The sequence below is a fragment of the Actinotignum timonense genome, from assembly GCF_900155575.1.
Taxonomy (GTDB): Bacteria; Actinomycetota; Actinomycetes; order Actinomycetales; family Actinomycetaceae; genus Actinotignum; species Actinotignum timonense.
The window spans coordinates 2,202,003-2,215,134 of the sequence record NZ_LT706966.1 but is presented as its reverse complement, the minus strand read 5'-3'; the positions used below and the strand labels follow the sequence as shown (position 1 = coordinate 2,215,134).

The 13,132-nt window shown below is 62.6% G+C and carries 13 protein-coding genes and 1 tRNA gene; 13 read left to right on the top strand and 1 reads right to left on the bottom strand.

What is annotated here, in order from left to right; all coding sequences use genetic code 11:
* Positions 1 to 266 precede the first annotated feature (266 nt).
* Positions 267 to 1,838, bottom strand: coding sequence for an aspartate:alanine exchanger family transporter (locus tag CZ322_RS09390; RefSeq protein ID WP_087071075.1), 1,572 nt, complete (start codon positions 1,836 to 1,838; stop codon positions 267 to 269).
* Positions 1,839 to 1,869: 31 nt separating this feature from the next.
* On the opposite strand from CZ322_RS09390, the gene CZ322_RS09385 reads away from it, so the two are divergent.
* The 13 genes from CZ322_RS09385 to CZ322_RS09325 all read left to right on the top strand — a co-directional run bounded on the left by CZ322_RS09385 (position 1,870) and on the right by CZ322_RS09325 (position 13,130).
* Positions 1,870 to 2,793, top strand: a complete 924-nt coding sequence (locus CZ322_RS09385; protein WP_087071074.1) for an ATP-grasp domain-containing protein — start codon at positions 1,870 to 1,872, stop codon at positions 2,791 to 2,793.
* A 181-nt stretch (positions 2,794 to 2,974) separates the two neighbouring features.
* Positions 2,975 to 3,050: transfer RNA gene (locus CZ322_RS09380), tRNA-His, on the top strand.
* Between the two features lie 283 nt (positions 3,051 to 3,333).
* Complete coding sequence (gene mvk / locus CZ322_RS09375) at positions 3,334 to 4,314, top strand: mevalonate kinase (RefSeq protein ID WP_087071073.1); 981 nt, start codon at positions 3,334 to 3,336, stop codon at positions 4,312 to 4,314.
* The gene (gene mvaD / locus CZ322_RS09370) at positions 4,311 to 5,285 is read left to right on the top strand and encodes a diphosphomevalonate decarboxylase (protein WP_087071072.1); all 975 of its coding nucleotides are present in this window, start codon (positions 4,311 to 4,313) and stop codon (positions 5,283 to 5,285) included. Before mvk ends, mvaD begins: the two co-directional genes overlap by 4 nt.
* Positions 5,286 to 5,358: 73 nt before the next feature.
* Positions 5,359 to 6,480 carry a phosphomevalonate kinase gene (locus CZ322_RS09365; protein WP_234984531.1) on the top strand — a complete coding sequence of 374 codons (1,122 nt, stop codon included), beginning with the start codon at positions 5,359 to 5,361 and terminating at the stop codon, positions 6,478 to 6,480.
* Positions 6,477 to 7,637 carry a type 2 isopentenyl-diphosphate Delta-isomerase gene (gene fni / locus CZ322_RS09360; RefSeq protein WP_087071071.1) on the top strand — a complete coding sequence of 387 codons (1,161 nt, stop codon included), beginning with the start codon at positions 6,477 to 6,479 and terminating at the stop codon, positions 7,635 to 7,637. The genes CZ322_RS09365 and fni overlap by 4 nt, the downstream gene beginning before the upstream one ends.
* A 37-nt stretch (positions 7,638 to 7,674) precedes the next feature.
* Complete coding sequence (locus CZ322_RS09355) at positions 7,675 to 7,959, top strand: type II toxin-antitoxin system RelE/ParE family toxin (RefSeq protein WP_087071070.1); 285 nt, start codon at positions 7,675 to 7,677, stop codon at positions 7,957 to 7,959.
* Positions 7,934 to 8,233: a HigA family addiction module antitoxin gene (locus tag CZ322_RS09350; RefSeq protein ID WP_087071069.1), complete on the top strand. Its 300-nt coding sequence runs from the start codon at positions 7,934 to 7,936 to the stop codon at positions 8,231 to 8,233. The genes CZ322_RS09355 and CZ322_RS09350 overlap by 26 nt, the downstream gene beginning before the upstream one ends.
* Before the next feature lie 257 nt (positions 8,234 to 8,490).
* The gene (locus CZ322_RS09345) at positions 8,491 to 8,832 is read left to right on the top strand and encodes a helix-turn-helix domain-containing protein (protein WP_087071068.1); all 342 of its coding nucleotides are present in this window, start codon (positions 8,491 to 8,493) and stop codon (positions 8,830 to 8,832) included.
* Between the two features lie 778 nt (positions 8,833 to 9,610).
* Entirely contained in the window at positions 9,611 to 10,534 is a 924-nt protein-coding gene (locus CZ322_RS09340) for a transporter substrate-binding domain-containing protein (RefSeq protein WP_087071067.1), read from the top strand.
* A gap of 169 nt (positions 10,535 to 10,703) precedes the next feature.
* Positions 10,704 to 11,363, top strand: a complete 660-nt coding sequence (locus CZ322_RS09335; protein WP_087071066.1) for an amino acid ABC transporter permease — start codon at positions 10,704 to 10,706, stop codon at positions 11,361 to 11,363.
* A complete protein-coding gene (locus CZ322_RS09330) occupies positions 11,347 to 12,243 on the top strand; it encodes an amino acid ABC transporter permease (RefSeq protein ID WP_234984530.1) in 897 nt (298 codons plus the stop codon). The genes CZ322_RS09335 and CZ322_RS09330 overlap by 17 nt, the downstream gene beginning before the upstream one ends.
* Positions 12,240 to 13,130, top strand: a complete 891-nt coding sequence (locus CZ322_RS09325) for an amino acid ABC transporter ATP-binding protein (RefSeq protein ID WP_234984529.1) — start codon at positions 12,240 to 12,242, stop codon at positions 13,128 to 13,130. The genes CZ322_RS09330 and CZ322_RS09325 overlap by 4 nt, the downstream gene beginning before the upstream one ends.
* Positions 13,131 to 13,132: the final 2 nt, after the last annotated feature.

The window sequence follows — 13,132 nt, the reverse complement described above, 5'->3', positions numbered from 1 at the left end:
TATCCTTCCAGGTCACGAGGTTATTCGCCGGCTCAAAAAGCCCGGTCATCACCTGGGATTCCCCGCCGTTGCAATCCACTACCTTGGAGATCAGTTCGCGCCCATCCACGCTCACCACGTACATAGACGCCCCCGCCTGCCGCATAAAACTCCCGGCCTCGGTGGTTTCGCCAGCATCGCAGCCGCCCAGCAGCAGCGCCCCCGCGCCCGCCCCGCCCAGCGCNCCGCGCCGATCTCCGGCGCGCCGCCACACCGCTCCAGCCTCGCTACAACACCAAGACCGCGGGCACCAGGAAAATCTTGACCACAATCGAGAAAGCGAAGAGGGTGGCGTAGGCATTATCGATGCGCTCATCGCCCACCCGGGAGGTGGCCGCATCCAGGACCGCCGGCTGGCCCAGGAAACCGGCGATGGCGCCGGCGGTACGGGGCGCGGAAAGGCGCAGCACCCAGGCGCCGGCCACCAGCAGAGCCGCGCAGGAGACCAGCGTGATCACGCAGACCGTCACCGCCGCGCCCACGGCCTGCGGGGAGACCACGATCTGCGCGAAACCGGGCCCGGCCGTGAGCCCCAGGCCCGCCAAAAACAGGGTGAGCCCCAGCTGGCGCATCGTCAGATTCGCGGCCTCCGGCATGGCCCACACAAAGGGCCCGGTGCGCCTGGCCGCCCCCAAGAACATTCCCGCGATGAGCGGCCCGGCGGCGGTACCCAGCTGGAACACCTGACCGCCCGGCAGCGGGAACGTCACGAAGCCGAGCAGCAACCCGGCCACCATCCCCACCGATAGGCTCAGCACGTCAATCTCCGAGATGGAGCGTTCGGAATCCCCAAAAAGATCCGCGATGGCATCCCAGCGTTCCCGCGGGGCCACCACGGTGACGCGGTCGCCCGGCTCCAGGATGAAATCATCGCGGGCCAGCAGCTCTAGGTCTCCGCGCCGCACCCGGGTCACCACCGCGCCGTATTTAGCGGGCAGATTGAGTTCCCCGATGGAACGCGCCGCCACGTCCGGATTGGACACCACCAGGCGGTTGAAATCCACGTGGCTGCGATCATCGGCCAGGTGTTCGCTGCGCAAATGCCCGAGGTGCGCGGCGGCCGCCTCCACATCTGCCGCCAAACCAACAACAACGACGTCGTCCCCTATCTCAAGGTCCTCACCGGGCAGGGCCACCCGCACGCGTTCGCCGCGCCGCAAGTAGGATACTCGCACCCGCCCGTCGGCCCACTCAGGAATATCGCGCAGGTTCATGGGGTGTTCCACGGTGATGGTGCGCGGATCGAGCAGGCTTCCCGCCAGCGAGGGGGTATCGCGCAGCCCCGGCCAGGCCCGCCCCACGATGAGGGAAACCAGGATAATGCCGATAATGACAGCCAGAGGATACCCGAAGGCATATCCGATAGCGGGCTGTGTGGAACCGTCCGTGAGTCGGGTGGCGGTGGCGAGGGCCGGTGCCGCCGTCGTCGCCCCTGTGAAAAGGCCGGCCAAAAATGGCCGTTCGATACCGAAAAGAATGCCCATGACCAGGGCGGCGCCCGCGGCGAGGAAAACCGCAACCACCGAGGCCAGAAGCAAGGAAAGATTGCGCCGCAGCTGCGCGAAAAAGGCTGCACCCGAGGCGATGCCCACCGTGTACACGAAAAGGGCGAGCCCGAGGGACTGCACCACGTCCATACCCGCCCCGAGTTCGGGGAAGCGCGCGGACATGGCCAAGCCCACAAAGAGCGCGCCGGCCGCGCCGATACGTATCCGGCCCAGCGGAATCGCCCCGAGCAGGGAGCCGAGGGCCACCACAACGAAAATTGTTAATAAAGGAGAAGAGTCAAGGATCGCCACGCCATAAGACTAGCCGGGGTAGAGTTAGAGTGTGTCTGATCCCATTGTTACTCTTGCAACGAGCAAAGACTTACCGAAGCTCGACGTGGACGAGGCCGGCCTGCCCGATGCCCTGCGTGAGCGCCATATCGAACCGCGCGTCGTAGCGTGGAACGATCCCGATTACGACTGGAATAACGCCGGAGTCGTCGTTGTCCGCTCAGTTCGTGATTACGGGCGCGATCCGCAGGCTTTCATTTCCTGGGCCCGTTCCGTTCCGCGGATTCTCAACCACGCCGATATTATGGCGTGGAATTCTGATAAGCATTACCTGCGGGAATTGGAAGCGGCGGGTTTGCCGACCATTCCCACCACCTGGCTGGAACCGGAGGAAAACCTCACGAAACACCAGGTCCATACCCGTTTCCCGGCGCACGGCGATTTTGTGGTCAAGCCCGCGGTGTCATCCGGCGGGCGCGGCACGGGGCGCTATACCGCCACCGATCCGGCCTCGCGGTCCCAGGCGATTCTGCACGCCCAGCACGAGCTGGCTAAGGGCCGCAGCGTGATGGTGCAGCGCTACCTGGAGAATATCGACCGCACCGGTGAGGTCTCGCTCATCTTCCTCAACGGCCTGGCTTCCTACCGGGTGGAAAAGGCTCCGCTGCTCCACCCGCGTTTCCGCAGCGCGGACCAAATCCAGGAAGAAGTGGTCTCAGTTTCCGCGGCGCGCGAATCGGAATGGCGCTGGGGCGAGCGGGTGCGCAATGTGCTGCACGGGCTCATCCGCGAACATACCGGGCGCGACCACCTGCTGCTCTTCAACCGCGTGGACATCGTGCCGGCCGCGCCGGGGGACCCGAACGAGTTTTACGTTATGGAGATTTCCCTGATCGACGGCTCGCTCTACCTGTCGCTGGATGAGAGTCACCTCAATCGTTTCGCGGACGCGATTGCGGTGCGTACGGCCTGGTAGCGGTACTAAATAGCACGACGGCGCAGCTCCCGCTCCCGCGCATAAACGCGACTGAGGTACGACGGCGCAGCCGGGCGGGGCGCCGATCTGGCTCACAACGTGGCCGCTATCACCGCCGCTGAATTGTCTTTGCGCGCGGTGACCGGCTATAGTTGTTTATCGGCGTTCTTTCGCCGAAATGGTGGCCATAGCTCAGCTGGCAGAGCACCTGGTTGTGGTCCAGGAGGTCGCGGGTTCAAGCCCCGTTGGCCACCCCAGAGTTCAGGCTCGTTTTGAATGTTTGGAAGCAAGCAGGCGAAACGAGCCTGAGTCGTATCGCTGGTAGGGGATGGCGGTGGTGCCGGCCTATCGGCGCAATGCCGTTTTTGGCGGTTGTTCTATAAGGCTCAGCGCACCGCCGAAAACGTGGCGCGCGCTATCCTCACCGTCACGCCACCAAATTCTCGGTACCATAGGGGAATGACCAGCGCGGAGCCGTGCCCCGCGCAGCCAGGGCAAGTACAGGTAGGCCGCTCGCGGCCGTGACAAGGAGCCGCACAGTTGAGCCAATCGCAATCCTTCGCGTTCGATACCCAAACCCGTATCCCCAAGGTACGCATCGGGGTCGGCCGCGCGCACGGCAAGGCGATCCTATTCGGCGAACATGCCGTGGTCTACGGCGCCCCGGCCATTTCCCTACCCGTCCACGTACTTCCCGTCATCGCCAACGCCACCATCACCACCGGCGAATCAACCATCAGTTCCGAACTTTATCGCGGCCCGGCCGCCACTGCCCCGGAGCGCCTGAGCCCCGTGGTTGCCGCTATTGACGCCGGCCTCGATTTCGTGGCCCCGGGCAGCTCCGCCCACGTCACCATTTATTCCGATATTCCTTACGAGCGCGGGCTGGGTTCCTCGGCCGCGGTCGCTGCCGCGATCGTTTCGGCCATCGCCGACGCCGCGGGAGTGCACCTCTCGTCCGCCGAGCGTTTCCTCCTCATCCAGGTAGCGGAACGGGTGGCCCACGGGCGCCCTTCCGGCATGGATGCCCACGGCGTCGTCGCCGATACTGTTATTAAATTCCAGCGCCCGGACGTCACGCCCCTCATCGTGGCGCGCCCCCTCCACGTGGTTATCGGTGATTCCGGGGTGCCCGGCGCTACCCGGCAGGCCGTCGGTTCGGTGCGTGAGCTGCGCGAAAAGTTCCCGGCCAAAGTGGAGGCCCTGGTTGCACGCCTGGCCGGATACGCGGCGGACGCGGAAATGCAGCTCGCAACAGGAGACTGGGCGAGCATGGGGGAGAATATGTGGCGCGCCCACGCCACGCTCGCGCAGCTCGGCGTCTCCTCCCCGGAACTGGACACCATGGTAAACGCTGCTCACGGCGCCGGGGCGCTCGGCGCGAAGATGACCGGCGGCGGGATTGGCGGTTGCGTTATCGCCCTGGCAGAGAACAGTGTTCACGCGAAAGACATCGCAGCGGCGCTGAGCGCGGCGGGCGCGGCAAACGCCTGGTCCACCTGGGTGGAGGCCAGCAAATGAGCACCGCGCGCGCCCACCCGAATATTGCCCTCATCAAATACTGGGGGAAAGCGGATGACGATCTCATGCTTCCCGCCGCACCTTCCGTTTCCCTTACCCTCGATATTTTTCCGACGACGACGACAGCCCGCCTCGCCCCCACCGCCCAGCGTGACCGACTCATTCTCAACGGCCACGAAGCGAGCGAAAAGGCGCTTAGCCGGGTAGAGCGGGTGCTCGATGTTATCCGCGCACAGGCCGGGCGCAGCGAAAAACTACTGGTCATCAGCGACAACGAAGCTCCAACCGGCGCCGGGATGGCCTCCTCAGCTTCCGGATTCGCGGCCCTGGCGCTCGCGGCCACCACCGAATACGGGATGGGTGTAAACACCGCTCACCTCTCTCGCCTGGCTCGGCGCGGTTCGGGATCGGCTTCGCGTTCCGTTATTAGCGGGGTGGCGCTCTGGCATGCCGGAACAGATGAAGAATCTTTCGCTGAAGAAATCCCGGCCCCGCCGCTGGCCATGGTCTCCGTGGTATTAAACACTGCTCACAAGAAAATCACTTCCCGGGAAGCTATGGTCACCACCCGCGCTACCTCGCCGTACTACCGCGGCTGGGTGGAATCCACTCGTGAGATGGCCGCGCAGATGGTGGAGGCCTGCAAGGCGGGGGATATGCGGCGCATCGGCGAACTCACCGAGCTATCCGCGCTGCGCATGCACGCCCTCATTATGAGCTCCGACCCGCCCATTCATTACCTAACGTCCGCATCCTGGCGCGTTTTTGAGCTGGCCCGTACCCTGCGCGGCGTGGGACTGGATGTGTATGCCACCGCGGATGCCGGCCCGAATGTGGTGCTCCTGACCCGCCCCGAGCTCGCCGCTGAAGTGGCACGCCACGCCGAAGCCCTCGGCAAAGTAAACATTGCTCACGCGGGGAACGGTGCTTACCTGGTAGCGGAACCGGAGTCACACCGCGCGGTGTCCTAAGCCGCCGGCGTGAGAGCAGCCACGCGGTGCGTTACAGTTGCCGAAGGAACGTGGGAAGAACACGGGAGGTGTTGTGAGCGAAGCAGGTAGCTTGAGCAGGGCAGATAGCGTGAACGGAGCAGATACAGAGCAGTCATCCGCGCGCATCCACGCCAATGCGCCGGGCAAGCTCTACATCGCGGGGGAGTACGCCGTGGTGGAAGCCGGCCGGCCGGCAATCCTCATCGCTGTGAACCGTTTTATTGACGTTGTTCTTAGCCCGGCGGAAGGCTCCGGCCTGGTGCGTTCGCACGGCAACGGTTTCGCACCCCTCTACTGGCGCCACGAAAATGCCCTCCCTGTTTTTGACGATATCGGCTCCGATTACGCCGCCAACGCCATCCGCACCGTGGAAGCGCTGCGCAGCGAACGCGGCTTGGAGGCCCGCCACTACAACCTCGATATCACCTCCGGCCTGGTCGAAGAGGACGGCCGCAAATACGGCTTGGGTTCCTCGGCCGCGGTGACGGTGGCTATCGTGGATGTGCTCAATCGTTTTTACGATCTCAAACTCACCCTGGAGGAACGCTACAAGGTTGCGCTGCTTTCCGTTCTGGAGCGGGCCCCGCGCGCTTCGGGCGGGGATATTGCTGCTTCCACCTACCGAGGCTGGGTCTACTACCGCTCCCCGGACCGCGCGGGCTTGAGCGAATACGCGCGCAACCACAGCGTGACCGAGACTCTGAGTGCCCCGGCCTGGGATCCGTGGGCGGTGGAATCACTGCCCGCTCCCGCCCGTGAAGAACTCCTGGTGGGCTGGACGGGCCTGCCCGCTTCCACCGAGCACCTGGTTTCCGGGGTGCAGGCCCGCTCGCGCGGCGCCTACTTCCCCGGATTCCTGGACGAATACGAGGACGTGGTGGAACGCCTGGCCACCCAATTGCGCACCGGTGGACGCATCGGCGCGGAGATCACCGCCGCGCGCCGGCTCCTGCGCCAGCTGGGCGCCAGCTCGGGTATCACCATCGAAACCGAGCGCCTGACTCATTTATGCGACGTCGCCGCCGAGCTGGGGGGAGCTGCCAAATCATCCGGAGCTGGCGGGGGTGACTGCGGGATCGCCCTGGTGGGAAGCGATGTGGATAAAGACGCGGTGTATCGGGGTTGGCGCGCGGGCGGCGTCGAACCGCTGAACCTCGCGGTGGTGGAAGGATGAGCGCGGTGAACGCTGCCGGCGCGGCTGGGGCTAGCGGTTCGCGCGGTATGGGCGATGGAGCCGGTGCTCAGCAGGATACTTCCCGGGCGGCGCGCAAGGACGAGCATGTGGCCCTCGCGCGGGCTCAGGAGATCCGCCGTAATGATTTTGATTGCGTGGCGCCGGTTCATCACGCGCTTGGCGCGTGCGACGTCGCCGCGGTGGACTTGTCCACGCAGGTCGGGCCCTTCACGTGGCCGCTGCCTTTCTATATCAACGGGATGACCGGCGGGACGGAAGCGACCGGGCGCATTAACCGGGTGCTGGCGATCGCGGCGCGGGAAGTGGGCGTGCCGATGGCGAGCGGATCGGCCTCGGTGGCCCTTGATGATCCGGCTACGGCTTCGTCTTTTACTGTGATTCGGGAAGAAAATCCGCGCGGTTTCGTTATGGGCAATATTGGGGTGGGACGTAGCGGCGCGGATGCTCGGCGCGTGGTGGAGCTTCTGGACGCGGATGCCCTCCAGCTGCATCTCAATGCCGGGCAAGAAATTGTTATGCCGGAAGGCGAGCGGGAGTTTTCCGGTTGGCGCGCCTCGGTGGAGGAGATTGTGGCGCAGGCCGGCGTACCGGTGATCGTCAAAGAAGTGGGATTCGGGATTTCGCAGGAAACGCAACGTGTGCTCGCGGATCTTGGGGTGCAGGTGGTCGACGTCGGGGGAGTGGGCGGCACGGATTTCGCCCGCATTGAAAATTCCCGGCGGGAAGCGCGTGAATACTCGTATTTAGCGGGCTTCGGGCAGTCTGCCGCGCTGTGCCTGCTTGAGGCGGAGGCAGGAAGCCGGCTTGACCTGCTAGCTTCGGGCGGGGTGCGCACTCCTTTGGATGTTGTCCGTTCGCTTATTTTGGGGGCGCGTGCGGCCGGTGTGGCTCGCCAATTCCTTGAGCTGGCGGTTCAGGGGGAGGAAGCTGCTGTGGCCGGTTTGCGTTCCTGGCGGGATCAGGTGCGCGCGCTGCTGGCGCTGCTCGGGGCGCAGACGGTCAGTGCGGCACGGCAATGCCAGGTGCTTATTACCGGGGAGCTGGCCGAACGGGCCCGGCTGCGCGGCGTCGATCTTGAGGCGTATGCGCGGCGTGAACGAACGCATAATACTTCGCGCAATGCAACAGGCATATAGTATTGCTAATACTCTCGGGTGGCGTTAGTATTGAGGGGTGAGAGTACGTGACCCTGATCTGTACGCTTTCTTCCTGGGAGGCCCCTACCCAAGGCGTTATCCGGCCGGTTTGCAAAAGCAACTTACCCGGCGCTTGCAGATGCTGAACGCTGCGAGGACTGTGCACGATCTTCGCCAGCCGCCGGGAAACCGGCTTGAGGCGCTTTCGGGTAATCTCCGCGGGTATTGGAGTATCCGCGTGAATAATCAATGGCGGGTTGTGTTCCGCTGGGATAATGAAGCACAGGAGGCTTACGATGTCCATTTCCGTGACTACCACTAACCAGTATCTTTCGACCCCGGGCGAGATTCTGAAAGAAGAATTTCTTGAGCCTTTGGGGATCACGCCTTACCGCCTCGCCAAGACTATCGGGGCGTCGCAAACGTCCATTGGGGAGATTATTTCCGGTAAGCGTTCTATCAGTGTTTCGATGGCGTTTAGGTTATCGAAGGCTCTCGGGACAACTCCGCAGTTTTGGGTGAATTTACAGCGCGATTTTGACATTCTCTCTTTTGACGCATCTGAAGTTGAGAGTATTAATCCGCTTGTTGCCTAATTCATTGTCAGGTGCGAGTTGAATCTGCGTGCTTATCTTTATCAAAAAAGGGCACTCAACGCTCAACTCTGACCGTCATGCATCTCCCCATATTTCGCGCCCAAGTTTTCACAACTACTCGACACTGGCCATGTGCTCAAAAACTGTGAGGAACAGGTGTCTTGCATTTGAGTACGTCCCAGGCTGCCGACTATTGACGGGCTACGCTCCGCATTATTTTAGATATCAGTGATGCAGTACTAACGAGGAGGTTAACGATGGAGTTGGTGAATGATTACACCCTGTCGGTAGGCCAGCAGGTTAAAAAATATCGCACTCACCAGGGACTTACGCGCGAAGCACTTGCGGCAATGGCGCAGCTTCCGCTCGATGCCGTAGTGAAGCTTGAATCTGGGATGGGTGATGTTGAGGGAGCTGTTCTTTATCAGCTCTCGGTCGCTCTCGACGTGAGCATTGAAAGCCTTCTTTCGCTCGCTGATGTCGGTGACAAGGTCAGCTATACCACTTGTTCCGGGACGGACAAGTCGGATGTGGAAAAGATGCGCGACGCCGCGCTCGGCTATTGTGCCGACCTTGAATTCGTGTCAAGCGCGAGTTAAATCTGCACGACTCAGGCCAATGACTCGCCTTCCTAAGATATATAAAAGTAGAAGATGTATAAGATGTAAAAAGTAGTAAAGGTCGAGATCTGCGGATAAGGATTGCGACTGATCCGTTCAGATCAACAGGTAATTTGAGGGCCGTCGTATCATCTTCTCTTTGACTCGTCCGTAGTGGATAGCGCTGCGCCACTCGTTTCCTGCGGTATTTTCCCGGAACTGTACTGCGCTCGTACGACACGTGAAATACATCTGTGAAAAACATGCCGTCTCCCGCAGGGGCTCCTGTGATTGTTGGGGTACGTGAGGTTGCCGCGTCTGAGCGTTGTGTCTGTGTAGAACAACGCCGCACCGCAGTCGCACCTGACCAGCCCTCATAACCCCACTCCCACACCACCTTATGAGATGTCCCACAGAGATGGTTCTTTCCTCAACTGGATTTCTGCGCGATGAGCGCCTAACGTAATCCCCATGGCGAACAGGACCACTCAGATGCACACCGCGATGCGCGGTGCCTGCGTGCGTACCTGCATGTGCCCCATGTGTTGCATGTGTTGCTGTCGCTAGTTCGCCAGCGGAACCCGAATAATTAGATGCCCTCCTACTGAAGACCGGGCATTTTCGGATAAGCCAGCGCGGACAAGCGGTACCCCGGCGCTCAATTCCCGGGAATAGCACAAGTGTGGATAATGCGATGTCCGCGGTGGCACGGCCTTGCGTCTCGTTCCCAAAATCCCGCATTATCCACGGTCACCCCAACACCAAGTAAGGAAGAACCGTGGCAATTGCACAAACCTCACGTATTCGTCGTCGCGTCCTGGGCGGGCTGTCCGCCCTGGCAGCGTTCACCATGGCCCTTACCGGGTGCTCCAGCCCGGATCTATCCGGCTCGGGTGACTCCGCCACCGGCACCGCCGCCGATTCCGGGACCGGCGCGGCGAGCGCCACCGTGGGGGCCCGCACCCCTGAACAGATCAAAGAAGCCGGCTCGATTCGCATCGGCACCTTCGCGGACAAGGCACCTTTTGGCTCGCTGGTCGGGAAAAACACCTACGAAGGCTACGACATCGTTTACGGTGACCGCCTCGGTAAAGACCTGGGCGTCAAAGTCGAGTGGGTCCCGGTGGATGCCTCCTCGCGCGTGGAATTCCTCAAGTCCGGGAAAGTCGATGTTATCCTCGCGAACTTCACAGTGACTCCGGAACGCGCCGCGCAGGTAGACTTCGCCAACCCCTACATGAAGGTCTCCTTCGGTGCCGTTTCCAGCGCGAAGGAGCCGGTGCGTTCGGAAGCGGAGCTCGCGAATAAAAATATTATTATCGTCAAGGGCACCAGCCAGGATGCGTGGATTACCGCCAACCACCCGGAATGGAAGGTAACCAAGTACGAGCAGTACACCGAGGCCACCAATGCCCTCACCGACGGGCGCGGGGATGTGTGGATTACGGATAACACCGAAGCCCTCGCCTTCACCGAACAGAACAAGGATTTCGTGACCGGAATTGCCTCCTTCGGGGAAGAATCCACCATCGCTGCCGCCGTACAGCAGGGAAATACTGAGCTGCGCGACTGGATCAATAACAACCTCGTGGATCTCGGCAAGGAAAACTTCTTCCACAAGGACTTCGAGCAGACCCTCGCCCCGGTTTACGGCACCGCGATCTCTCCCGATGAACTCGTCATTGAGGGAGGGGCTCGCTAAAAGTTCCTCCTCCCTCACGCGCGGGCCGCCCGGCACCAAAAATCGTCCGGCCCCAAAATCGCCCGGCTCCAAGAAAAGCCGCCTGAATCGGCTCAACAACCGCCCGGCCTCAGCTAACCGCCCGGGTGGCCCGCGCCGGGGGAGAGTGAACCTCACGCGAGGAGACTCCATGGATCTATCAGTACTGAGCGAAGCGTGGCCCCTGTACCTGCAGGCCATGCTCGTCACGCTCCGCATCGGCGCCATTGGCGTGGCCGCCTCCCTCCTCCTCGGCTGGGTGTGCGCGGCGCTCGCGCATTTCCGGGTGCCTATCGCGCGCCAGCTCGTGGCCATCTACATCGAGCTTTCGCGCAATACCCCGCTCCTTGTTCAGCTTTTCTTCCTCTATTTCGGCCTCCCGAAAATCGGCCTCACCCTCACCGGGGAAACCTGCGCGATTATCGGGCTGACGTTCCTGGGCGGCTCCTATATGGCCGAAGCTTTCCGCTCCGGCTTGGAATCGGTGCCGCGCATCCAGCACGAATCCGCCCTCGCCCTCGGGCTCACCCGCCGCCAGGCCCTCACCCGGGTCCTGCTCCCGCAGGCCGTCGCCGTGGCGATGCCGGCACTCACCGCGAATATTATTTTCCTCATCAAGGAAACCTCGGTGGTGTACGTCGTTGCCGTTCCGGACCTCATGTACCTGGCCCGCGAACATATGGGTCTGCAATCCACAACGCAGGAAGCACTGCTCCTCCTCACGGTGTGCTACACGATTATTCTGCTCCCCATCGCCCTCGGGGCGCGCTGGCTGGAAGGGAGGATGCGCCGCTATGCTGCCGTTCGCTAACGTCACCCTCGCTTCCATATCCGCGTATTTTACGACGACGCACGGCGCCCTCGCCTCCCTGCCCGCTCGCTTCACCTCCGCACCCGCGCCCGCCGTTCCGACGAGCGGCGGGGGAGGCTGGCCCCCCCCCCTCCACCCCGAGAACCTCTCCCCCCTCTTCCCAGGACTGTTGGGCTCAGTGCGCATCGCCCTCCTCGCGCTGGCGCTCTCCNAAGGCTGGCGCCCGCTCCTCGACCCGGAGAACCTCTCCCTCCTCTTCCAAGGACTGTGGGTCTCGGTGCGCATCGCCCTCATCGCGATGGCGCTCTCCCTTGTATGTGGCACACTCTTGGGCCTGGTCATGGACGTGCGCTCGCGCCTGGTCCGTTTCCTCACCCGCGCCTACGTGGAGGTGCTGCGCATCATCCCGCAGGTGGTGCTCCTCTTCATCGTCTACTTCGATTCCACTCGCACCTTCCACCTCGATATGTCCGGCGAGCTCGCCGCGATTATCGTTTTCACCCTGTGGGGGACGGCGGAGATGGGGGACCTGGTGCGCGGCGCCATTGCCGCCGTACCCGCCCACCAATACGAATCGGCACGCGCGCTGGGGCTCTCCACCCGCCAGCTCCAGCGCCACGTGATTCTTCCGCAGGCCATCCGCCAGCTCATCCCCCTCACCGTCAATCTCACAACCCGCATGATTAAAACGACGGCGCTTGTCTCCCTCATCGGCGTCATCGAAATCCTCAAGGTTGCCCAGTCGAATATCGACCGGGAACGTTTCGACTACCCGGATGCCGCCCTGTGGATCTACGGCGCGGTCTTCCTCATCTACTTCGTGGTCTGCTACGCGATTTCCGCATATTCACGCTACTTGGAAAGGAAACTAGCACTATGACAAGCCCGGCATATTCCCAGCCCCTCGACCCTGAACTCGCCTCCGGCTCGCACGCCCTAGGCGCCGCCACCACCAGCCCGAGCGCCTTAGGCGCCGCATCCGCCCCCAGCCCGCTCGCTGTGCGTGGCGCGGCCGGGCATGCACAAACGCTGCGTTTAGTCGACGTTGATAAAACCTACCCGAATGGCGTGCATGCCCTCCAAGGTGTCTCGCTTGAGGTGGCGCCTTCCGAAGTTGTCGTCGTCGTCGGCCCATCTGGATGCGGTAAATCTACGCTACTGCGCACCATCAACGGACTGGAGGATATCCAATCCGGAAGCATTTCGTACGGCGAGCAGAACCTCGCGGAACCGGGCACGGACTGGACCGCGGCGCGTGCCCGCATCGGGATGGTTTTCCAGAATTACGAACTGTTCCCGCACCTATCCGTCCTCGAGAATCTGCTCCTCGCCCCGCGGGTGGTGCGCAAGGCGCCCGCCGGCCCCACGCGCGAACGTGCCCTGGCGCTGCTGGAACGCGTCGGGCTGGCGAGCCGCGCCGATGCGCGCCCCAGTCAGCTTTCCGGCGGGCAAAAGCAGCGGGTGGCGATTGTGCGCGCGCTCATGATGGAGCCGGAGGTGCTGCTCCTGGACGAAATCACCGCCTCGCTGGATCCGGAGATGGTGCGCGAGGTGCTCGATGTGGTCCTCGAGCTGGCCGGCGGCGGGATGACGATGCTGCTCGTCACCCACGAAATGAATTTCGCGCGGGCGATCGCGGACCGCGTGGTCTTCATGGACGCCGGGAAAATCGTGGAAATTGATAGCCCCGAGCGTTTCTTCACCAGCCCCGCCTCTGAGCGCGCCCGCGCTTTCCTCAAGACATTCGTTTTTGAGCCGGTAGACTGAGC